Origin of the sequence: Heyndrickxia acidicola (assembly GCF_001636425.1) — a bacterium.
Taxonomy (GTDB): Bacteria; Bacillota; Bacilli; order Bacillales; family Bacillaceae_C; genus Bacillus_AE; species Bacillus_AE acidicola.
This window is the reverse complement of sequence record NZ_KV440953.1, coordinates 2,124,820-2,146,700: the sequence shown is the minus strand read 5'-3', so window position 1 is coordinate 2,146,700 and position 21,881 is coordinate 2,124,820. Positions and strand designations below refer to the sequence as shown.

17 protein-coding genes and 3 pseudogenes are annotated in these 21,881 nt (G+C 31.6%); 17 read left to right on the top strand and 3 right to left on the bottom strand.

The features are described 5' to 3' along the window. Positions 1-619 precede the first annotated feature (619 nt). The 13 genes and pseudogenes from A5N88_RS24835 (at position 620) to A5N88_RS09965 (ending at position 13,567) form a co-directional block, all read left to right on the top strand. Positions 620-763 (top strand): hypothetical protein, encoded by a 144-nt coding sequence (locus tag A5N88_RS24835; protein ID WP_157090641.1) that lies wholly within the window; start codon positions 620-622, stop codon positions 761-763. Positions 764-897: 134 nt separating this feature from the next. Continuing rightward, positions 898-1,041 carry a hypothetical protein gene (locus A5N88_RS24830; RefSeq protein WP_157090640.1) on the top strand — a complete coding sequence of 48 codons (144 nt, stop codon included), beginning with the start codon at positions 898-900 and terminating at the stop codon, positions 1,039-1,041. Positions 1,042-1,175: 134 nt separating this feature from the next. Next, positions 1,176-1,319 (top strand): hypothetical protein, encoded by a 144-nt coding sequence (locus tag A5N88_RS24825; RefSeq protein WP_157090639.1) that lies wholly within the window; start codon positions 1,176-1,178, stop codon positions 1,317-1,319. 391 nt (positions 1,320-1,710) lie between these two features. Next, positions 1,711-4,659, top strand: coding sequence for a thiopeptide-type bacteriocin biosynthesis protein (locus A5N88_RS10005; protein WP_066265358.1), 2,949 nt, complete (start codon positions 1,711-1,713; stop codon positions 4,657-4,659). Continuing rightward, on the top strand, positions 4,646-5,635 hold the full coding sequence (locus tag A5N88_RS10000) for a hypothetical protein (RefSeq protein WP_066265356.1): 990 nt from the start codon (positions 4,646-4,648) through the stop codon (positions 5,633-5,635). The genes A5N88_RS10005 and A5N88_RS10000 overlap by 14 nt, the downstream gene beginning before the upstream one ends. A 1-nt stretch (position 5,636) precedes the next feature. Further along, positions 5,637-6,710: a hypothetical protein gene (locus tag A5N88_RS09995; protein WP_066265349.1), complete on the top strand. Its 1,074-nt coding sequence runs from the start codon at positions 5,637-5,639 to the stop codon at positions 6,708-6,710. Further along, entirely contained in the window at positions 6,667-8,256 is a 1,590-nt protein-coding gene (locus A5N88_RS09990; RefSeq protein WP_066265348.1) for a YcaO-like family protein, read from the top strand. The genes A5N88_RS09995 and A5N88_RS09990 overlap by 44 nt, the downstream gene beginning before the upstream one ends. 16 nt (positions 8,257-8,272) lie before the next feature. Then, complete coding sequence (locus A5N88_RS09985) at positions 8,273-9,343, top strand: hypothetical protein (RefSeq protein ID WP_066265347.1); 1,071 nt, start codon at positions 8,273-8,275, stop codon at positions 9,341-9,343. A gap of 20 nt (positions 9,344-9,363) precedes the next feature. Then, a complete protein-coding gene (locus A5N88_RS09980) occupies positions 9,364-10,752 on the top strand; it encodes an MATE family efflux transporter (RefSeq protein ID WP_066265344.1) in 1,389 nt (462 codons plus the stop codon). Between the two features lie 346 nt (positions 10,753-11,098). After that, complete coding sequence (locus A5N88_RS24820; protein WP_157090638.1) at positions 11,099-11,257, top strand: hypothetical protein; 159 nt, start codon at positions 11,099-11,101, stop codon at positions 11,255-11,257. A gap of 70 nt (positions 11,258-11,327) precedes the next feature. Next, positions 11,328-12,484, top strand: a pseudogene (locus A5N88_RS25825) (IS3 family transposase). Positions 12,485-13,017: 533 nt separating this feature from the next. Further along, on the top strand, positions 13,018-13,176 hold the full coding sequence (locus A5N88_RS24815; RefSeq protein ID WP_157090637.1) for a hypothetical protein: 159 nt from the start codon (positions 13,018-13,020) through the stop codon (positions 13,174-13,176). 142 nt (positions 13,177-13,318) lie between these two features. Beyond that, positions 13,319-13,567 (top strand): hypothetical protein, encoded by a 249-nt coding sequence (locus A5N88_RS09965; protein ID WP_066265341.1) that lies wholly within the window; start codon positions 13,319-13,321, stop codon positions 13,565-13,567. A gap of 697 nt (positions 13,568-14,264) precedes the next feature. On the opposite strand, the gene A5N88_RS09960 is transcribed toward A5N88_RS09965, so the two are convergent. The 3 genes and pseudogenes from A5N88_RS09960 to A5N88_RS09945 form a co-directional block, all read right to left on the bottom strand. Next, positions 14,265-14,648 (bottom strand): tyrosine-type recombinase/integrase, encoded by a 384-nt coding sequence (locus A5N88_RS09960; protein ID WP_412733852.1) that lies wholly within the window; start codon positions 14,646-14,648, stop codon positions 14,265-14,267. A gap of 80 nt (positions 14,649-14,728) precedes the next feature. After that, positions 14,729-16,077, bottom strand: a pseudogene (locus tag A5N88_RS24280) (IS3 family transposase). Positions 16,078-16,415: 338 nt separating this feature from the next. Further along, positions 16,416-16,685 (bottom strand): annotated as a pseudogene (locus tag A5N88_RS09945) (alkyl hydroperoxide reductase subunit F); the annotation flags it as partial. A 231-nt stretch (positions 16,686-16,916) separates the two neighbouring features. On the opposite strand from A5N88_RS09945, the gene A5N88_RS09940 reads away from it, so the two are divergent. The 4 genes from A5N88_RS09940 to A5N88_RS09925 all read left to right on the top strand — a co-directional run bounded on the left by A5N88_RS09940 (position 16,917) and on the right by A5N88_RS09925 (position 21,857). After that, a complete protein-coding gene (locus A5N88_RS09940; RefSeq protein ID WP_066265337.1) occupies positions 16,917-18,131 on the top strand; it encodes an ROK family protein in 1,215 nt (404 codons plus the stop codon). Between the two features lie 81 nt (positions 18,132-18,212). Continuing rightward, positions 18,213-19,718 carry a sugar ABC transporter ATP-binding protein gene (locus A5N88_RS09935; RefSeq protein WP_083953102.1) on the top strand — a complete coding sequence of 502 codons (1,506 nt, stop codon included), beginning with the start codon at positions 18,213-18,215 and terminating at the stop codon, positions 19,716-19,718. Continuing rightward, on the top strand, positions 19,715-20,740 hold the full coding sequence (locus A5N88_RS09930; protein WP_083953101.1) for an ABC transporter permease: 1,026 nt from the start codon (positions 19,715-19,717) through the stop codon (positions 20,738-20,740). Before A5N88_RS09935 ends, A5N88_RS09930 begins: the two co-directional genes overlap by 4 nt. 70 nt (positions 20,741-20,810) lie before the next feature. Next, positions 20,811-21,857: a substrate-binding domain-containing protein gene (locus tag A5N88_RS09925; RefSeq protein WP_066265336.1), complete on the top strand. Its 1,047-nt coding sequence runs from the start codon at positions 20,811-20,813 to the stop codon at positions 21,855-21,857. Positions 21,858-21,881 lie beyond the last annotated feature (24 nt).

Sequence of the window (21,881 nt, the reverse complement as noted above, 5' to 3'; positions counted from 1 at the left end):
AAGGACTGTTTTCAAAACGAAAGTTCATATATGACACATAGAAAAACTACTATGTTTTCCCAAATGGATAAACCCTCACTTATAGCACTATATCCATAGAAATGGGTATTATGCATATAAGTCAGATTCAAAGCAGTGCGACGAGTGTCCGTTACTTTTCCAATGTGCGCATTCTAAAAAATAAAACAAAGGTCGTAACAAGGCATGTTAGTATAAACCACCTCTCAACGGATGGAAAAGAACTATATAAGTTTAGAAAAGAAAAATAGAGCAAAGCTTTACAGAGTCCAAACAATTTCATGGTCTTCGCTATTGCGCGTTGGGGTGTTTGTTTAAAGTAGGTGGTGAATGAGTTCTTTTAACAAATGCTTGCCAGAACAGGAAGAAGACTGCTGCACATTTAGCAAGACAGGGATAGATGTGTAGCGATATTTATTCTAAAGGAATTTTATTTTTTTTATATTTTTATTGAGAAACAAAGTAGGTCTAACCTGTATGAATACACTTAATTTTAAGAATTATCTCAATACAAAAAATGGTTGCTGCATGATATATTTTATCCAGATAGAATTCTTCTGAAATTTTTCTATCTTACATAAAACGAAAGGGGGACCTTACAGTGAAAGATCAAAACAGAAATTTAATTGAAGAAGATCTTAATCTAGATATTGAAGTGTATGATGTATCTTCAACAACAGTTCTTGAAACCATAGGAGCATCAGTTGGAAAAAATTCATGCTCAATAGTAATGACTGGGCCATGATATAATTAAGAATTTAGTAAACTTTTGCGGGAAGGTAGAGAAAGCTTTAATTTGAATATTAAAGCTTTCTCTACGGTAGTAGTTTTGCCTAATTAACAACGAACTTAAATCTAATAGTAAAAGGAGTGGATACCATGAGAGAACAAAATAGAAATCTAATTGAAGAAGATCTTAATCTAGATATTGAAGTGTATGATGTATCTTCAACAACAGTTCTTGAAACCATAGGAGCATCAGTTTCAAAAAATTCATGCTCAATAGTAATGACTGGGCCATGATATTATTAAGAATTTAGTAAACTTTTGCGGGAGGGTAGAGAAAGCTTTAATTTGAATATTAAAGCTTTCTCTACGGTAGTAGTTTTGGCTAATTAACAACGAACTAAAATCTAATAGTAAAAGGAGTGGATACCATGAGAGAACAAAATAGAAATCTAATTGAAGAAGATCTTAATCTAGATATTGAAGTGTATGATGTATCTTCAACAACAGTTCTTGAAACAATAGGAGCATCAGTTGGAAAAAATTCATGCTCAATAGTAATGACTGGACCATGATATTATTAAGAATTTAGTAAACTTTTGAGGGAAGGTAGAGAAAGCTTTAATTTGAATATTAAAGCTTTCTCTATGGTAGTAGTATTTCCTAATTAACAACGAACTTAAATCCAATAGTAAAAAGAGTGGATATCCTGAGAGAACAAAATAGAAATCTTAATCTAGATATTGAAGTGTATGATGTGTCCTCGGCTACAGTACTTGAAACAATGGGAGCGTCAGTGAGTGTGAATTCATGTTCTAAAGTAGTGACTGGTCCTTAATATAATTTATGGAATAGTCTTATTTGTAGAATATCACCTCTGTCATTTTTATTATAATTTTATAAATGCTCAATTAGGTAATTCTAATTGGGCATTTAATATATCTATGTGTGAGAGAGTGGGGGAAAATGGAAATTTCAAACAACTATTTTGTTAGAAGACCGTTGATCGGTTTAGATTTAATAGAAAAAATTTATTCTGCTCAAGAAAACGAGTTAGAGGAATTGATAATGAATCTTTGTAAAGAAGATTATATTAGAGAAAGTCTTCTTATAGGGAGTTACGATCTTTATAAACAGATTCGGCTAATTGAACAAGGAGTATGTCGTATATCAAAAAACGTTTTAATATCCGTTGTAAAGTATTTACTTCGGATGGCTTCAAGGCCAATGCCGTATGGTCTGTTCGCTGGTATAACAAGTAAGAACTTTAATTGTGATGAGTTAGAGAATGAGAAGAGGAAAATTATAAGAGTTTCATCTGAGTGGGTATTAAACGTTTCAAAAAAAATAGAGCAAATGCAAAACATTAATTCGACCTTATTGATCAGCAAGAGTGAATTACTGAGAGAGACACCAGATTATTTCTATATAGATATATCTCAGCAAGAAGAGGAAAAAAGAATTCTAATACAAAAAAATGCTTTTATAACTAATTTAATAAGATTATTAGGTAGACCCATGAATATTTCAGACTTATTAAGTGATTTATCAAATGAACAAATGAACTTGAAACCTAAAGCTTTAAATCTCATCAAAAGTTTACTTGAGAAAAATATTTTAATTAGTGAATTAAGACCCAATGCAATAATAGCTAACACAGATAATTTTAACTGGTTATTAGAAAATAAGACTAACATTGACAATGACATGCTAGACAAGTTAATGGAAGTAAAAAATCTTCTAAAAAACTATCAAGAGACAAAATTGGGAGAAGGAGAAAGTTCATACATTAGTCTGATAAATGCAATGAAAGGTATAGAAGTAAGTAAGCGGTTCCTTGTAATTGACTTATTGTTAGAGAGTGAAAATATACCATTAAACAAATCGGAAGTACAAGAGGTAATAAGAGAAATAGATTTTTTAAAGTTATTTAACAGAACAAGAATTGTTAATGTAGCATTTCAAGATTATTCAATGAAATTTTTGGACAAATATGGATTATATAACGAAATTAGTTTAATGGAACTGTTAGATAATGACAGCGGCTTAGGATTTCCAAATATGAGTGTTGCTGAATTAGATTATAAAAAAGAAACTGAATACAATGCTTTCTTATTTAATTTAATCAATAAAACGTTAAGAGATAATGAAACCACAATTAAATTGAAGTCGAATGATATCGAAAAAATAAAATCTATTTATGCTTCATCTAATAATTTTATATCAGATGGTTATGATGTTAAATTGAATAAAATCACGGAAAACAATAAATCAAAGTATATTCTAGGGGATAACTCATTTGGCCATACTTCGTTATCCTTTACTGGTAGATTTAAAATTCATTCCTACGAAGATGTAGACGGCCTAAGGCTTAAATATAAAGATAACGAGTATATAAGCGCAGAAATAAATACATCACCCTTATGTTATAGTGATATTGGTGTTACCTCTATTCTTCCTGAATATCAAATTAATATTAATTCAATTACTCATAACAAAAAAGTTATAGATATTGGATTGGAAGATATTGTGATTGGAATGGATAAGAATGGTATGTATGCCAAGTCGATTTTGTTAGAAAAAAAAATATTACCTGTTTCAACACATATGTTATTTTATGCAAACTTTAATGAAAATCGCCCATTACTTTTTCTTTCTTTATTTAAAACCTTTTTGACTCAGCTGCCTATGGATTTTTATTTGGGTGGAATAAGCACACTTGAATCTATCCCGAGGATTGAGTATAAAAATATTATACTTTCGCCAAGACGCTGGAATATAAATATTGATGTGATAAGCAATAAATCTGATGATAATGAAATGAAATCCTTTATTAAAAATTTTATAAAAGAGAATAGTGTAGACAACTTGGTCAGTATACTACAAGGAGATAGGGCACTTCCTGTTCGCACTAACTCTGATTTTGGAATAGAAATTATTCTACACTCTCTAAAAAAAAATAAAGGTTATTCAAACTTTTTAACATTGATTGAGGCCCCAGAATTACAAAGGAAAGAGAACTTTAACAGGGATTTTATTATTACTGTACTTCCTGAATCTAGTCGATCAGAAAAATCTGTCGGTAATGGTAAAAAAATACACACCCAAGGTGTGGATAACTTTGATTTTAATTGGCGCTATTATAAGTTGTATTGGAGGAAAGGCCAAAAAGTTAAATTAATTATTAAGGTTATCAATTTTTTAAAGGAAATGAAAGTAGAAAAATACTTTTTCATTAATTATAAGGATAGTCGTGATCATATTAGGTTCAGATTTATTTGTAATGAAACTAATGTAATTGAGTTATTTGAGGAATTATTAAAAGAACTGGTGCAAAAACAATACCTTTCAGAATACACTTCATCTTTATTTCAGCCGGAAATAAATAGATATGGTGGCAACAAATTATATGATCATGCAAATCAATATTTTTGCTATGAATCTGAAATATATTATCTTGTTGAAAATTTTAATTTAATAAAATATAAATCCGAATTAGAGAAAGGAATAATTATTTGTATAAACACTATAATTGACCTTTTTCAAAATTATAAGGAAGCTCTCGCATTTTTTGATCAGCTTACCACAAGTAAAAATAAAAAATATTTAAAAGAATTTAACAAAAACAGGAAGTATTATAATGAATTAATGATGGATGGATTGAAGAGTTATCATTCAAACCTGCTATATAAAAATAAAAGATTACTTGCTAGAAGTTATACAGAAAATATTAAAAGTAACTTTAATAAAGAAAGACAGTTTTATATTTTAAGCAGCATTGTTCATATGAGTATTAATAGATTTATTGGAATAGATCGGGAGTTAGAAAATAAAATATACGAATACTCTAGGTACACCTTTTACAACATGAAGTACGAACTAGAGTTATTAGGGGGATACAATGAATTTCTATGAAATAAAATGTTATATAAATGAAGGTAAATATAATACCGCTGTAATTGAGAATGTTAAACATTTGATTAAAAATTACAACCTGTTTTTAAAGAAAAGCTGGGAAAATGGATACCATATATCCCTTTATGGTTTTTTGGATAATGAAAAGTTTCGCTCAATTTCGGAAAAACTCTCAAAAGTTATAAAAAGTTTCCCTTCTCCAATTTATGATGATAAAGAATTCAAACTTAAATACTATCCAGTGGCTAAATTACTAAGAAAGACTGAAGCTTTACATCCAATTTATCAGAATACAGTTTGTACAACAAAAATCGAAGATCACTATATATTTCAAAACCAAAAACAATTGGAAGTTTATTCAGCCATTCATAATATATTTGATGAATACTACTTAGACCGTTATTTTAAAAAAAATGACATAGTTAGCATAACTAAAGATTTATTAACTTTTATTAAGACTCTTCCTGAGAGGATTTTACAGGATAAACCGTTAATGGTATCTAATGGATATATTTCTCATCTGTCCCATTTTATAGGTTTTTTGCATTCATTAAAACAAGAAGAAAGAGAACGGATTCGAAATGAGTTTAATATAAGACGGGATAAAGACCTATTAAAATTAAAGCAAAATGACACATCAAAAACTAACAAGACTTTTATTCATAATCTAACTACAATTCATAGGTTAATTTCAAACTTAATAGAGCAGGGATTTATTGATTTCTATTCTCCTAATACTCTTGAAGATGTTAAAGAAAAATTAGAATTTGCTTCAGAAAGGCATAAGCAGGTTCACCTAGAAAGTAGCAATAAAAATTTAATAATTAAAGATAATGTTCTATGTACTAATCGATGGATATTAAATGTTTTGTATGAAAAACTAGTTCTTTTGGAAATTAAACCATTAGATAAATTTTATATGAATTTTCTACTAAGTTCTGTAAGGTTTACAGACACACAAATTGGAGGTGTATAATATGTATTTAGATCCAACATTTCATATTATCGATACTAAAGATAATTTTATTATAACTACAGGTACAGTAAACTTAAAATTTAAAATTACAAATCAACAAAAAGAAAAAATTTATAGCTTAGTACGAAGTATAAATGAAAATAATTACAGAAGTGTGCTATCTAAGGAAAACAAAACATTTGAATCTAAGATTATTAAATTGTTTAAAGACAAAAAGATCCTTTTAGAAAGTAATGATACAAGAATTTTAAACCCAGTTTTAGATTCAAGTGAATTTTCCATACAGGCTCCCCAAAAAATCCTTTCAATATTGAAGAACGAGAATTTTCCTGTGTCTTTAAATAACGAAAACGAATGGAAAATTTACGTTTTTGAGGAGGCATTTTATATATCTAATCAAAAAATTGAAACTATGGAGTTTACTTCTAATATCTTTAACGATGTGTTAAATACATATGCTGCGTATGTGTTTTTAGAAAAAGTTAAAAACTCGGAAATAAGATTAAAAACTCAAAAAGATCTTCAAATTTATAAGATCGATTTACTGAGTTACAAAAACAACATTACTAAAATTGTCGGGGAAAATATTGATAAAACAAACTTTTTCTATAGTACATTTTCTGATGAAAGACTCTCGGAATATTATCTCAGTTGGGATTTTGAAAAATACTTTCCGCTAATATGTGCTCAATATAAGAATGAGAAAAATGCAATTTCGGTTCTTGGAACTGATAAAAATGATTGTATTAATAATTTATTGGTTTTATTAAAGGATGTTTACACTTTTTCAAATAAGATTCAATACTTTGTTGATGAATATAAATGGGGAGAAAATTACGATTATTTCTTTTCTAAGTTTTGCAACTTATATTTCTCGCATAAGATTACTATTTATGATGAAGCTGGTTTTAAAGTGTTTGATAGTATGCATGCTACGATTAAGTTCTCACAAAATAATATATTTAATCCGTATACCCTCTATATTTCTTTATTAGAAAATAATTTGTTTGAATGTGAGGAGATTAATATATATGGAATGGAGTTACTTAGAAAAGTTAAAGAGTATAGTAATTAACTTTGTTATGCTAAATAAAGATCTGGATATAGTCATACAAGATGGTAATTTATATTATAAAAACAACGTGATTTATATAAAAGAGTCTTTTGATAAAGTGGAATTTACAGTAAAAAGTTGCACTTTACCTAAAGTTAAGGATGATTACCCCAAAATTATTATAAAAATTAACGAGTCAACAAATTTAATTAAGCATTTTATGTACTTTTTAATGAATATCAAAAGAATTGGTTTGATGGTATTACAAAAAGAGAATGTTACTTTTTATTTCAATTACAATGACAGTAAAGGTAATAACATAAAGACGGACAAAACTATAAAAAGGATTAAGACGAACGGTTCACTATTTAATGATTTGAATGAAACTTTAATATTTCTTGGAGAGGGTTGTATTATTTCTGAGAATAATGGTTCGGCAACAGTTGTTAATAGAGGCGATTCTAATATAGAAGGCTTCGGATACGACTTTAATGAAGAGGATGCCTCTTTAAAAGCTAAACTAGAATATTTAGAAAGATATGCTGCCTCTTTAAAGCTAGAAGAAACTATTAGTGATTGTTATACAAATATTAGTAAATCAGCAATAAACCCAATTAAATTAGGGGTGTATAGCAATAGTCAATGTATACAGCAAAATTTAAGTATTTATAGTAATTCTTTAGTGATTGATTGGGTAAAAGGACAGTCACTAGTTTCTGGTGAATATTTACTAATTCCAGAACAATATGTTCAATATTTAGTTCCTAATATCAAGAATAGGTTTATTTATGAAAGCTCAAATGGTTGTGCGGTAGGAAATACATTTGAAGAGGCATCTCTATTTTCAATTTTAGAGGTAGTTGAAAGAGACGTATTTATGAACTTCTGGTTTAGTAAAGATAAAGCAACGAGAATAGATATTAACGTGGAGCCAAAACTAAGTAAAAAAGTGCAGTATTTTAATGACTTGGGTTATACATTAGACTTTTTCTATATTAATAACGGATTAAACATACATGTTGTATGGGGATTATTACGAAGTAATAATATACACAATTATTTTTATTCAATTACCGGATTAGGTTGTCATTTAAAACTCCAACATGCAATTGAAGCTGCATTTAAAGAAATTTATAATGTCTTTATTGGGTTTGAAAAGAATAAATTCCTTATTGAAAAGAAAATACAGAGTATTAAAAGTGGAATAATAAGTAATTTAGAAGATCATTTGTATTACTTTGCATCCTTTGATTCTATGGAAATCATTGAAGATAAAATAAATATACTTGAAAATGTCGATGTTGATGATTTAAAAATAAATAACTTTATGAGCATTGATATAAGCGATGAATTACAATATGTAGTAAAGAATCTATCTAAGAAATACACAGATATTTTGATTGTTGACCAAACCAATAACTACTTAAAGGCTTTCTCCTTAAACTGTACAAAGGCAATACTAATCGGTTCTGCTCCGTTAGACTTTACATCTGATTTAATCAGGCTTCAGAATAATGAAGTTACAAATGTTAGAAAAGCTTATAGAAATATTCATCCCTTAGCATAAAGGAGTTATCTAAGAAATGATTTATAATATAGCTGATTTTTTAGGTGAAATCGCATCCAACAATGAGATCTTAACAATTACTCAAACATTGGAGTCAGGACTAGATAAGTATAAATTTTTAAGGATAGAAAACGGATCAAAACATATAGATAATAGTTATGCTGAGTTACTAAAGTTAAATGACTTTATTAGAATTGAAACTCCAGGTCCATATAAATTGCATAAAGGTTATCCTTCCCCAAGAAGCCTATATCCAATTGAAATGTTTATATGTGTAAATGAAAATCAGTTTGTTTTAAAGGATAACTACAAGGATCAATACAAGTACTATAGTAATATTTCTATTAAGGCAGAGCAAGGGGATATCCTATTAGAATTCAATAACAAATATCCAGAACATTATAATCACATAAAAAAAACGTTACTTATTTTAGAATGTGGTCACTTTTTATATAACATAAATAAAGTTGGATTAATGCTAGGTTATAAATACGAGGTTATAACCATTGATAAATATCGGATTCACTTAAAATCACAGAAAGTTGAAACTGATATCAATAAAACAAAAAAAATTACTGAATTTTCAAGAAGAAGTTATTTGCGGAATAGTGGTCATTATAGACATCCTTTAACACCTCTTAATAATAATACTAAGGTAGTTTTAAATAATTATGAAAAAGATTTTCACGATATTGAAAGGTTGTTCAAAAATAACGATATAAGTGAAAAGATACAAATACAAACGTATTTAAACAGGGGAAACGGTGAGTTCCTAGAAGTGGGCAGTAAACAAAATAATTATATTAACTATCGTAACCTTAATATGATATACCCATATATAAATTTTAAAGGAGTAAATACCTTTTCTTTTTTACTTATTAAAAATAGAACTTTCACAACTGAAAATGCAACAAAATATTTATTAAGTTTAGGTTATATTGCACAATCCATTTGTATGTACCATGCTGATTATCATGTTTTTTGTAGGCCAATAAAAAGTTTTAGTTTTTTTGAAGTTGAGAAGTTATTAAAAATTGATAAGGATAATTATACACCATTTTATTTTCTTATTAATGCACCAAAATAAAAAGAGAGTAGGGACTTAACTTGGAAAATAACTGGAGAAAAATAATCAAATTTTCCTTGCCAGCTACTTTTATTGGGTTAGCTGAACTACTATTAATAGGGATAAGCCTTTTTTGGAGTTACATATATATTGGAAAGCCAGAGGCATTAGCCGCTATAAGATTATCAGGAGCTATTATAACCTTAATAGAAGCTGTCACCGTTAGTATAATATCATCTCTACTTGTTTATGTTAGTCAATTAGTGGGTGCGAAGAAACTAGAAGAAGCTAAAAAAGGAGCGGGAAGTGTTTTATCTTTTTCTTTCTATGCAGGTTTATGTACCACATTAGTCGGATTATTACTGATGCCAGTTTTTAAACTACTGTTTGGTGTAACAATTGAAACGAAGAATTATTTAAGTTTTTATTTATCTGTTTTTTTAATTGGCTATTTTATTATTTCTGTAAATAGTTTACTTTTACTTTTACCGAGGTACTTTCAAAAACTTAAGATAATCTACTGGGGACTTACAATTCTTGTATTAGTTAATATTGCAGTTACTCCCTTCCTAATTGCTCTTTGTAAAAGATTCGAATTAAACTTAATAATTGGACCGGCAATTGGAGTTATAGTATCCAATTTTATTTGTGCAATATTTCTTTTGAATAAAATTTTTATTAAAGATGAGTTAGGAATAGGCTTAACGAAAAAAATGATCTCCTTGAAATTCAAATTTTATATATTAAAGGATAATAAAGGGTACATATTGTCACAAGTGTTAACAGGAGTAACATTTAATATTTCAATGTTTTTATACATTTTGATCCTTTCCTATTATCCTAAAAATATTTTTAATGTTTATTCTATTTCAATATATATATTTATGATGTTAGGTATATTCCCACAAAATTTTTCTGCTACTATCATTCCCTTAGCAGCCCAATACATGGGAGCTGGAAAAGTAAAAGAAGTTATCGACTTAGCAAAAAAAATGCTATTAGTGTTATTAATTTATGGAGGTATAGCAGCATGTGTTTTACTAATCAGTAAGGATTTAGTATTAAATGCTATGTCAATTAACAACAATTTAAAGCCATTAGTTAAAGAGTTTTTGAATTTTTATACTATTCCATGGGTGTTTAATATGCTTGCGTTTATTTTCATTTTTGTTGTTGCGGCAGCAGGGGACACCAAAGGTGGTTTGTTTTTAACTATAATAAATATGTATGTTCTGGTAATCAGTAGTCTTTTACTAGTTCCTCACTTATTTAGAGATATTAATACAGGAGTATTTTTTACTCTAGGATTAATTGAACTACTAACTTTCATGACATCCTGTATTTACTTTTTGGGTGGAAAGTGGAAATCAAAGTCTTTGATTCAGCATACGCAGGAACAATCTAAGCAAAAACAGACTGAACAAGCTTAAACAAATAGTAAAATAAAAGCATTTATCACAAAAATGGCCTTAAAATCGGTCATTTTTTTGTCCATAATAACTCAACACTGGGCTAATAACTATATTTAAAATATCTCATACTGAGTCGAACAAAAAAAGGATTATAGTAGAGAAGTTTATAATAGTTTAAAAAATGCAATGATCTCGATTATGGTTCGACTTTAAAATAGGAATAATGTTTTATTTATATTCCATTATTTATAAATTTAATAAAATAAATAATAAACATCAACTAATTTCTGTATCTTTTTTCTCAATACAATATACTTATATTACCTGATATAATAAATTTAGAATTTATTTTGGAGGTAATATTATGAAGAACTTTCTTTTTTTAGGTATAATTCTTTTTACTCTTTCTTTAGTTAAAATTCAATTACTAGATTCGGTTGGTAAAAATCCTATTCTAAGTACTATATCTTCTGCGAATAAAAGTCCTATTACTACTTTAGAAGATCCTCCTGAATTTGGGTAGTCTACACTTAGTTGGACAGAATTTTCAAGGTCAAGTAGACTACATTTAATAAACAAAGGGAGGATCTACGATGACTAAAAGAGGACGTCGATCATTTACCGATGATTTTAAGCAACAGATGGTGCAGTTATATCAAAGTGGCAAGCCAAGAAAAGAAATTATTCGAGAATATGACCTTACTCCTTCATCTCTGGATAAGTGGGTGAACCAAAGCCAACAATCAGGCTCTCATTTAAGGAAAAAGACAATTTAACGGATGAACAAAAAGAGCTGATGGAGCTTCGTAACGAAATAAACAGCTCGAAATGGAAAATGACATTTTAAAGCAAGCCGCGCTGATACTGGGACGAAAGTAAATGTGATAAAGAACAATCAGCACAAATACTCGATATCAGCAATGTGCAAAGTCCCCCAGATACCAAGAAGCACTTTTTATTATGAAGCCAAGGAACAACCAGTTGTAGAATGTGACTTCTGATATCATTGAGATTTTTCATGCAAGCAGGAAAAATTATGGGACTCGAAAGATTAAATACGAGCTTAAAAAGCTTGAAAAGACTGCTTCCAGACGTCGAATAAGTAAAATAATGAAAGAGCAAGGTCTGGTTTCTTCCTATACCTTCGCTAGTTCAAACCTCAATCAAAAGATACCAATGAATCTGAGCAAAAAAATGAATTGAATCGTGAGTTTACTCAAAACAGACTTTATCTGTGATTGTCAGCGATTTAACCTATGTAAGAGTCCAAAATAAATGGCATTACATATGTGTCTTTATTGATCTCTATAATCGAGAAATTATTGGGTATAGCGCAGGTCCAAACAAAAATGCACAACTCGTCTATCAAGCCTTAGCCACTAAAATTAATTCCTATGCCCTGATGATAATCTTGGGTTTAACTGATAATGAGTTAGGTAAACTATCCAGACGTTTTGTAGGAATAAAAGAGGGGGAACTTTTAGAAACTTTAGATTTGGAAACTGCGAAAAACCACAAATACATTATTGCTAAGGATACATATTATAATGCTTTCTTTGCTTATCAGTCTTTCTGTTATAAAAATAGGTTACCTTTACTATGTATAGAACCAAGAAGAAAAAAGGCAATTATAAACATTGAGTTTCATGGTAATGGAACTAGTGATTACTACCATTATTGTTATCCGACTATTGAAATTATTAAAAATTATTTGTCGAGAAAAGGATATTACTTTGTGGGCGGGTGTTGAGCACGGAGTTTGGACTAAGTTTGAAATCGATTTAGATAATTATAAAAAACTACTTGAGTTTTGCATTCCATTATTAAAAAAGTCTCAAAAATTTGCAAGTCAGTATTAGTAATAATAATTTTGGAATTCAAAGTTAATCATATACTTAAATCTATCCACAAATTAAAGTACTTCAAAAGAAAATACCAGAAGTAAAATGACTCCGAAATATTGGGGTCATTTTACTTCTGGTATTTTTGCAGCATTTTTATGTTTTACTCTTATTCTGAAATATCCGGTCTTGATTAATGCGTGCGTACTAATCAATATCCTCTATGGTTCATGTCTATAAATCTACTGATTTAAGTTCATTTAATACTATATTTTTGCGAAAGTGAGTCAACAGTAAAGGAAGTTGTCATAATGATATAATTCTCCTGATTTATGGACTTGAAATATCTTTTTATATGTTTATAGGATAATAGTAATGTAATGGTTATTGTATAATTATTACATAATATAATTCTTTAAGTTTGTTAGGTGGTGTAGCAGCGATGAATTATGAACAGATTTTAGCGACAATTAAAACGAGAAATGTAAAGAAAATTGAACAGGCTTTTCAATTACAGATAATCGATTTATCAGCACGTGAACTTAGTGAAATTTTAAGAGAAGCACGTAATGCATTTAAGGAATTTTGGGAATATATCTAACATCGTAACAATGAGTCAGAATATGCTGTTATATATAATATCAGGGTTAATAGCTATGTTAGGATTTATAGTAGCTGGACTAGCAATAGTGTAAAGTACAACTTCAAATACAGTTTTAACGAATGTAATAGAAGAAAATAAAATGAAATATTTATTAAGCGTCTTTGCTAGTTTTGTTTATATAGCAGTAATTATGATTGGATTAATTATCGTTTGTGTTATTTTTTATTTTATATTAGCTTGGTTATATTTATTATGTGGGCTTTTATTATCATATTTTTTCTTTTTTATTCTTTTTTATATAGTTTCTTTATTAGGGTCTTGTATTAATATCTTTATTTTTAACTATAGTGTTATTGAAGAAAAAGAAATATTTAAAAAAAGAGAATGAACATTCTTCTCATGTAGAAGGTTTTTAATAAAAAACAAACATTTTAATAACGCCATCCCATAAAAAATGGTAAATCACCGTTAACGATGTTACAATTAACAATCACCAAAACGTTGATTTACCGCGCTTTTTGCACCTCTCGTTAAAGATATTACACACTCTCTACCTATGGGGGGCATGATGTAGTGTTGTGAAAATTTATTTTTCCTAGGATACAAAACGATTACTTATTAGAAATTGTAAGGTAAACACTACTACATCTTAGATATCTGCCATCCACACCCAAGCCACCTGAAGTGTGGAAACGTCTTTTTGTAGATCATAAAGATAAGTATTTAACAGTGGTGTGAATCTTTAACATAAACCTGTTTTACGCATGAAAAATTAATTTTACACAGATTTTATTTTTACATATCGTTACCACGGAACATGATAGAATTCAGGGGTTTTAGCTCTATTTCGACCCCGACCACCAGTGTCATGCTGAGGAAATATATTAATCCTATTTTTAAAAATATGCCGCATACTACACACTTACAAAACTTGCACAAAATCTGCACAAAATGTGCAAGTTTTGATTTAATATTAAATTGGCTAGATAAACTTATTTAAAAATCAATCGATCAAAAATGTTGATATACCAATATTTATTTAACTTTACTTATGCTAGATTAAATTAAATTTATAAGGTTATTTTTCAGTAAATAACCTTGACAGGGTGGGGGTCGCTGGTTCGAGCCCAGTCAGAATCATACTGAGTGAAAGGTCTGTAGTCCTTGTCTATCAAAGGTTGCAGGCTTTTTTCATTTTTTTGTGATTGACTCGATTTCAGATTTAAAAAGAGGGTTTGCTCACAAAATTTCCTAATCGCTTCCCGGAAGATTTCGGCCACTTCGTTTTCTTGATCTGGAATCAAATGAGAGTAAACATCCAATGTAATTTTGGGATTGGCGTGACCAAGACGAGCGGCTACTTTCATCAGATCCACCCCTTCAGAAATGAGGATGGATGCGTGTGTGTGACGCAAATCATGAAAACGGATCTTTTTAACATTAGCACGTTCCGTCATCTTGTGACCGATTTTACTCTGAGAGAGTTGAGTAAATTATTAGAACATCGGAATCTTGAAGTGACCCCTTAAAGTTAGACACGGTTATTCCATTAGTCAACTTGCTGGGCATGAACTCGGTATTGTACCGGGCTCATGCCTTTTAGTTTTGCCTTAATACGTTTGTTATTGTAGTAATTTATATACTTATCTAGCTCTAGCTTAAAGTGTTCCACACTGTCAAAATCTTTTAGATAAAGAAATTCTGATTTCATAATGCCAAAGAAATTTTCTATTACAGCGTTATCGTAACAGTTACCCTTACGAGACATACTTTGCGTAATCCCATGTTGTTTCAGGGCATGTCAATACTGTTTCATTTAATAGTGCCAACCTTGATCAGAGTGAATCAGAAGCTTAGCTTTATCTGTTACTTTTTCAATTGCTTGATCAAGCATTGTAAAAACAAGTGAATAAACAGGCCTTGAACTAATTGTGTATGTAATGATTTCACCATTATATAAATCTAAAATTGGCGATAAATACAATTTCTCTCCAAACAATTTATACTCCGTAATATCAGTTACCCATTTCTCATTTGGTTTTTGAGCCTTAAAGTTACGATTTAAAATATTAGGGGCAATTTTCCCCATAGTTCCTTTATACGAACGGTATTTTTTCATACGGACTAAGGATTTTAATCCAAGTTCTTTCATTAAACGCTGCACTTTTTTATGATTCACTTTATGTAAGCGATTTGTGAGTTCATCACGAATACGACGATAACCATACCGACCTTCATGTTCATCATAAATTGATTGAATTAACTTTTTTAACTCAGTATCTCGATCAGGACGATTGCGGTTTTTCACCCAATAATAATAGGTACTGAGCGGGATATTTGCGAGTTGAAGAAGTGCGATCACCGGGAATTCTGTCCTTAGTTCATAGACTACTTTCGTTTTATCTTGTTTGGTGATTTTTCCTTGTTTTGAACTAAGGTATTTAACTTTTTTAAGTAAGCATTCTCCATTCGCAGATGCTCTACCTCTTCTTTCAAAGCTTCAACTGATCCTTCAACTTGCTTCTTTCGATTGTCTTTTTCCATGGATGAACGCCCCTTTTTCTTCATTTTCAGGCCGTCTAATCCTTCCATTTCTAATTGCTTTCTCCAATTGGTGAGTGTAGAAGGAGCTGGAATGTTAAAAATCGCAGCTGTTTCTCTCTTATAGACGTCCCGTGCTCATTCATATAATTAAGTACGTCTAGTTTATACTCCCAAGTGTAGGTTGCATAAGACTTTTTCAAAAGCTTTTTCTCCATGATGTCGGTATTGTTGAGTCCAGTTTAGAAAAAACGATTTATTAACCCTAATAGAATCAGCGATAGTCTGTAGACTTTCTTTTCCACTTAGATAGCGTTTTACTGCGTTTATTTTATCTATGTCTGTAAATTTAGTCATAAGAAAAGCACCTCCAATTGTTAGACTAGTGTCTAACAATTGGGGAGCATTTCATCTTTCCGGTGTTTTTCTTTCGAGGAGTTTGTTTAAAAAGGAGCTTGTGCTTTTCTTAACGAGAGGGGAGGGCCATATGTCATATTTTGGTGAGCTAGCTGGACAAAAGGTTTTGGTAACAGGAGGAAATAAAGGGATTGGAAAAGATATTGCCATCGCTTTTGCTAAGCCGGTGCAAATGTAGTCATTACCGGAAGGGGTGAATCCACACTTATTTCAACTGCTGAAAAGCTCCAAAGCCTTAATTCCAACATGCACATTTGTAAAAGCGAATATGCAAAAGAATCAATTACCTTCTGATCAACCTTTGGAGATCTTCCGCTAACTTGTAGCAGAGCTATTACTAAAGAAGTAAATTCTTGTCCCAGAGGAATACCGGCAAAATTTACTCCGGTGTCTTCGCCAACACGATTTACCCTAAAGCTAGCCGTTCTCGGTAATTGCGTTTGTTCTACTGTGATTTTTGGTGAGATACTGGCTAATTCATCCACTAGAGCCAGTATGTCACGAGATATGTCATTGGATCCTGGGTTAACTTTTAACAGCATATCGTCCTACACCAATTGAAGATTTTGGGCTAATCATTAAAAGTTTGATTAAACTTTTTTAATTTTTTATCTAACTTATTTTGGATAGAAACATTCTTTTTAAATTTTTTATCCAACTTTTCCTAAAAATATATATACTTTTTTAAATTGACTTTAAAAAGTATATATTCTAAATTTTAAGTATAAAGAAAAAATAAAAAAGAAATATAGTTGAAACAAGTAGAAAGGAGGGGTTTTTTGAATTTGCCAAGAGGAACAATGAGAGTTTTGCAGGCAATTTGGCGGAGTAAAAAACCAAATTCTAAAGCGGAACTTGTCAAATTAACGGGCTTCAGTTTAGCAACTGTAACAGAACATGTTGAAACCCTAATTAGAAGTAACCTTGTAAAAGAAGTTGAGATGGGGCATTCCACGGGAGGAAGAAGACCACGTCTTCTATCATTTAATAATGAATCCGGTTACATTATCGGGATTGATTTAGAATCAACCCATGTTCAGGTCGGGATAGCGGATTTGAACTGCGATATTGTTGTTTCAAAATCGAGTGAGATAGATGTTGGAAAAGGTCCACTAACTGTACTTGAACATATAAAAGAAATGGTTTTTTCTTTACTGGATGAACATAAAATAGAAATTTCTTTAATTAAAGGAATAGGTATGGGTGTACCTGGACCAGTAGAATATAGTACAGGTTTACCTGGTTCACTTCCTATTATGCCAGGATGGGATAGATATCCTATCCGACAATTTTGGAATGAATACTTTAATTGTCCTTGTTATGTCGACAATAATGTATTTACAAGGGTACTAGGGGAGAGAACTGTTGAGGCAGTATCTAAGATTGATAATCTAATATACTTAAAAATCGGAAATGGAATAGGCGCAGGAATTATATGCAATGGTCAAATTTATCGTGGTTCTATAGAATGTGCAGGTGACGTTGGCCATATAAATGTCGGCCATGATGTACTTTGCTATTGCGGCAATAGAGGTTGTTTAGAAGCAATTGCAGGGGGGAGAGCTATCGTCCGAAGGGCAGAGGAAATAGGAAAGAATGGACATAGTAAGATACTTTCAAAATTACTGGCTACGAATCGGAAATTAAAATTGGAAGATGTCAATCGGGCGGTAAGAGAATCTGATCCACTTGTAGTTGAACTCATTCGTGAATGTGGGTTAGAAATTGGAAAAGTAATAGGCGGCCTTATTAATTTCTTTAACCCTTCCCTGGTTTGTATAGGAGGGAAAGTGTCGGAAGTTGGTGATGTACTTTTGGCATCTATAAGGCAAGGAATATATTCCCACTCGTCGCCCTTATCTACACGTAATTTAGTAATCCAGCAGTCTCTATTGGGAGAAAAGGTTGGAATAATTGGAGCAGCGGTTTTAACTGTGGATAAAATAATTGAAAATTCATTACAGAAAAATGAAGAGGGAGTGTTTTCTTTTTAGAGTGTAAAGGACGAATAGACAGATGTAATCGATTACATTGATTTTTTATAGTTCGAAAGAATTAAAAGGAGGTAGACCTGTATGGGGATGGCTATTGAGGTTAACGTAAATCCTCTTCTAGAGATGCGTAATATATCAAAGAGCTATTCTGGAGTTACAGTTCTCAATCACATCAATTTAAAAATTCATGCTGGAGAAATATTAGCGCTAGTTGGGGAAAATGGGGCAGGGAAATCTACGTTAATCAAAATTCTATCAGGTGCCATAAAAGCGAATGAAGGGGAGCTTTTAATAAATGGAAATAAAGTGGAGTTTCATTCTCCTCTTGATGCAGAGTTGAATGAAATTGTAACAGTTTACCAAGAGCTTAATTTATTCCCTGATCTTTCAGTAACTGAAAATCTCTTTTATGCAAATCTTCACAAATCAAAGGGACTTATTAAATGGGCTGAACTACATAAAGAAGCGAAGAGATTCTTGAATGAATTTGGGGTCGATTTACCTGTTGAGAAACCCGTATCCACCCTAAGTATTGCCCAAAAACAGATGTTGGAAATCGCTAAAGCTCTCTATAGAAATGCTCGACTAATGATCTTGGATGAACCTACCGCAGTATTAGGCGGAGATGATGTGGATAGGCTGCTTACAATCGTAAAGAAGTTACAAAAACGTGGAGTTTCTGTGATATTCATTTCTCATAGGCTAGATGAAATATTCGGATTGGCCGATCGATATTTAGTTCTTAAAGACGGTCATCAAATAGGGGACGGTGACATAAAAGACACCAATCCTGATGAGTTGATTGCCATGATGGTTGGACGTCATATTAACACTGCTCCTCGTAAGAAGATTAATTATGAAAAAAATGAGGTGGCCCTAAAGGTAGAAGGGCTAAACCGTAGAGGAGCCCTTCGTAACATCAATCTTTCTCTTTATAAAGGAGAAGTACTGGGGATAGCTGGATTAAGAGGCGCTGGCAGGACAGAGCTGGTAAGGGCTATACTTGGTGCTGATCCTATGGAGTCAGGAAAAATTTTTGTAGATGGTCGTCATGTTAATATTACTTCCCCTAGAGTTGCCATTAAAAATGGAATAGGATTAGTACCCGAAGATAGAGGAAGACAGGGATTATTCAAAAATCTTTCATGTTTACAAAACATTTTTATGGCTAGCAGTAAAAACAAAGTGATTAAACAGAACATTGAACAAAAACTCGCAGAAAACTATGTTGAATTATTAAAAATTAAATTACCCCATTTGAGTTCACCCGTTGGTAGTCTGTCTGGTGGGAATCAACAAAAAATCGTACTTGCTAAATGGTTGGAGTCAGGGATTAGGGTTCTTCTTCTGGATGAACCAACAAGAGGGGTTGATATTGGGGCTAAAGCTCAAATTTATACTGTAGTGAGGGAACTTTGTGAACAGGGAATGTCTGTCATTTTAATATCATCGGAACTACCTGAAATTTTAGAGAATAGTCATCGAGTGCTTGTTATGTGTAAGGGGGAAATTACTGGGGAATTGGATCATGAAGAAGCAACTGAAGAAAGAATCATGAAATATGCCGTAGGAGGAGTGGAAAAATGAAAAATGAAATGTCCCTTAATTCCGAAAGTACTATTATTAAAGAATTACCAAGAAACAGCGTATTTAAACAGTTCATCAAGCAATATCGTGTCACTATCCTATTATTTGTTTTAATTTTAGCGTTCACAGCCATTTTTACACCAGAATTCTTTAATATAGTCAATATTACAAACGTAATACGACAGGCTTCAGTTGTTGGAGTGGTGGCAATCGGCATGACCTTTGTCATCTTAACTGGGGGGATTGATCTCTCAGTAGGCGCTATCCTTGCTGTCTCTGGCGTATCGTTCGCGATGATGTTAAACCATGGTCTATCCGTTCCAATTGCCATTCTATTCGTTCTTTTAATAGGTATTGTGGCTGGCATGATTAATGGAATTGGATCAACTTTCTTAGGAATTCAACCATTTATCATGACTCTTGCGACGATGGCGATTGGGGATGGAGCTGCTTTACTTCTAACAAATGGGACACCTCAGAGCTTCAACTCTAATAGCCAAATTATAAATTTTGTTGGTAATGGGGGAATAGGACCAATACCGGGCCCAGCTATTCTGTTTGCACTAATCATAATCGTTTCTTGGATGTCACTAAGATATTTACCTTTTGGAAGGTTTGTATATGGGATAGGTGGTAGTCAAGATGCTGCGCGTCTTTCAGGGGTTAGAACAACACGCATCCTACTAATTGTATATGCTATCAGTGGCCTATGTGCTGCTGTTGCAGGAATCATTACTGCTTCTAGGCTATATGTTGGTCATCCAACTGCAAATAGCGATATCAATCTTGACAGCATTGCCGCCGTTGTTATCGGTGGAACAAGTTTAATGGGAGGAAAAGGAGGAGTTGGAGGTACAATCCTAGGTGCTTTATTATTGGCTATGGTTGCAAATCTATTAAACTTGCTGGGGGTATCGCCATACAACCAACAAATAGCCAAAGGTATCATTATTGTAGCTGCCGTTTTATTCACAACGCCATCTCTAAAGCAACATATTAAACAGCAGTGGACAGGATTATGATGGATTAAAGGCAAGAAATTTAAGAATTTGAATGGCCGTCAAAAATAATAATTGAAAAAGGAGAGAAAATATGAAGTCTAAACTAATTAATAGTTTAATTGGGGTATCATCGCTAATGTTTCTTATGACAGCCTGTAGTAGTAATTCAAGTTCTACGACAACTTCGGCCATTAAATCTACGGGTCCTATAAAAATGGATTTTGGACAATACTGTGGATCTCAGTGTCAAGATGCATTAAAGTTAAATGTTTCTCCTGATTCCATAAAAGGAAAGGTAGGAATGGCCATTGCCTCAACAACTTTTCCTTATGGTGTAGCTATTAAAAATGAATCTGAAGCATTTGCAAAAAAATATTTCCCGAATATGCAGCTATTGGTTGCTGATGGACAAAATGATCCATCTGTCCAATCAGGAATTGTCGATGATTTTATCGCTAAAGGCATTAATGTCCTTATCATCAATGCAGTTGAAAAGGCTGCTTTAGCACCTGCTGTTAAAAGAGCTGAAGCTGCAGGGATAAAGGTTATCGAGGTTGATCGTACCGTAAATGCACCAGTTCTTACGACTATTAAAGCCAATGACATTGATTTAGGGATAGCAGCCGGTAAAGACCTTGCAACTCGATTACATGGGAAAGGAAATGTAGTAGAAATACAAGGAAGCCCTTCAGCATCTCCTACCATTGATCGACATAAAGGTTTTATGGAAGCGCTTAAAGATTATCCTGGAATCAAAGTAATTGCAAGTCAAAATGCAGACTATGACCAATCAAAAGGTCTTAGTGTCATGGAAGATTTATTACAACGATTCCCTAAGGGCAAAATTGATGCTGTATTCAGTCAAGCTGACATTATGACACTTGGTGCCATCCAGGCAATTAAGAATGCAGGAAGAAATGAAATTAAAGTTATAAGTATTGATGGTCAACAGGCAGCTTTTAATGATATTTCAAATGGTACTATTGACTCCACCACTGTTTATCCTGTTATTGCTCCTATGGATATTATTGCGGCTGCAAAAGCCCTGGCAGGAGAAAAACTACCAAGCTTTATAAAATTAGATTCACCAACAGTGACAAAAGAAAATGTATCAAAGTATAACGGTACCACCTATTAAATAATTATAAAATTCAGGAGGTAA

What these genes read in the sequence shown, in the direction of transcription:
- A5N88_RS09925 (WP_066265336.1), top strand. Translation starts at nt 20,811, where the DNA reads ATGAAGTCTAAACTAATTAATAGTTTAATTGGGGTATCATCGCTAATG.
- A5N88_RS09965 (WP_066265341.1), top strand. Translation starts at nt 13,319, where the DNA reads ATGAAATATTTATTAAGCGTCTTTGCTAGTTTTGTTTATATAGCAGTA.
- A5N88_RS10005 (WP_066265358.1), top strand. Translation starts at nt 1,711, where the DNA reads ATGGAAATTTCAAACAACTATTTTGTTAGAAGACCGTTGATCGGTTTA.
- A5N88_RS09990 (WP_066265348.1), top strand. Translation starts at nt 6,667, where the DNA reads ATGGAATGGAGTTACTTAGAAAAGTTAAAGAGTATAGTAATTAACTTT.
- A5N88_RS09930 (WP_083953101.1), top strand. Translation starts at nt 19,715, where the DNA reads ATGAAAAATGAAATGTCCCTTAATTCCGAAAGTACTATTATTAAAGAA.
- A5N88_RS09935 (WP_083953102.1), top strand. Translation starts at nt 18,213, where the DNA reads ATGGGGATGGCTATTGAGGTTAACGTAAATCCTCTTCTAGAGATGCGT.
- A5N88_RS24830 (WP_157090640.1), top strand. Translation starts at nt 898, where the DNA reads ATGAGAGAACAAAATAGAAATCTAATTGAAGAAGATCTTAATCTAGAT.
- A5N88_RS09995 (WP_066265349.1), top strand. Translation starts at nt 5,637, where the DNA reads ATGTATTTAGATCCAACATTTCATATTATCGATACTAAAGATAATTTT.
- A5N88_RS24815 (WP_157090637.1), top strand. Translation starts at nt 13,018, where the DNA reads ATGAATTATGAACAGATTTTAGCGACAATTAAAACGAGAAATGTAAAG.
- A5N88_RS24825 (WP_157090639.1), top strand. Translation starts at nt 1,176, where the DNA reads ATGAGAGAACAAAATAGAAATCTAATTGAAGAAGATCTTAATCTAGAT.
- A5N88_RS10000 (WP_066265356.1), top strand. Translation starts at nt 4,646, where the DNA reads ATGAATTTCTATGAAATAAAATGTTATATAAATGAAGGTAAATATAAT.
- A5N88_RS24820 (WP_157090638.1), top strand. Translation starts at nt 11,099, where the DNA reads ATGAAGAACTTTCTTTTTTTAGGTATAATTCTTTTTACTCTTTCTTTA.
- A5N88_RS09985 (WP_066265347.1), top strand. Translation starts at nt 8,273, where the DNA reads ATGATTTATAATATAGCTGATTTTTTAGGTGAAATCGCATCCAACAAT.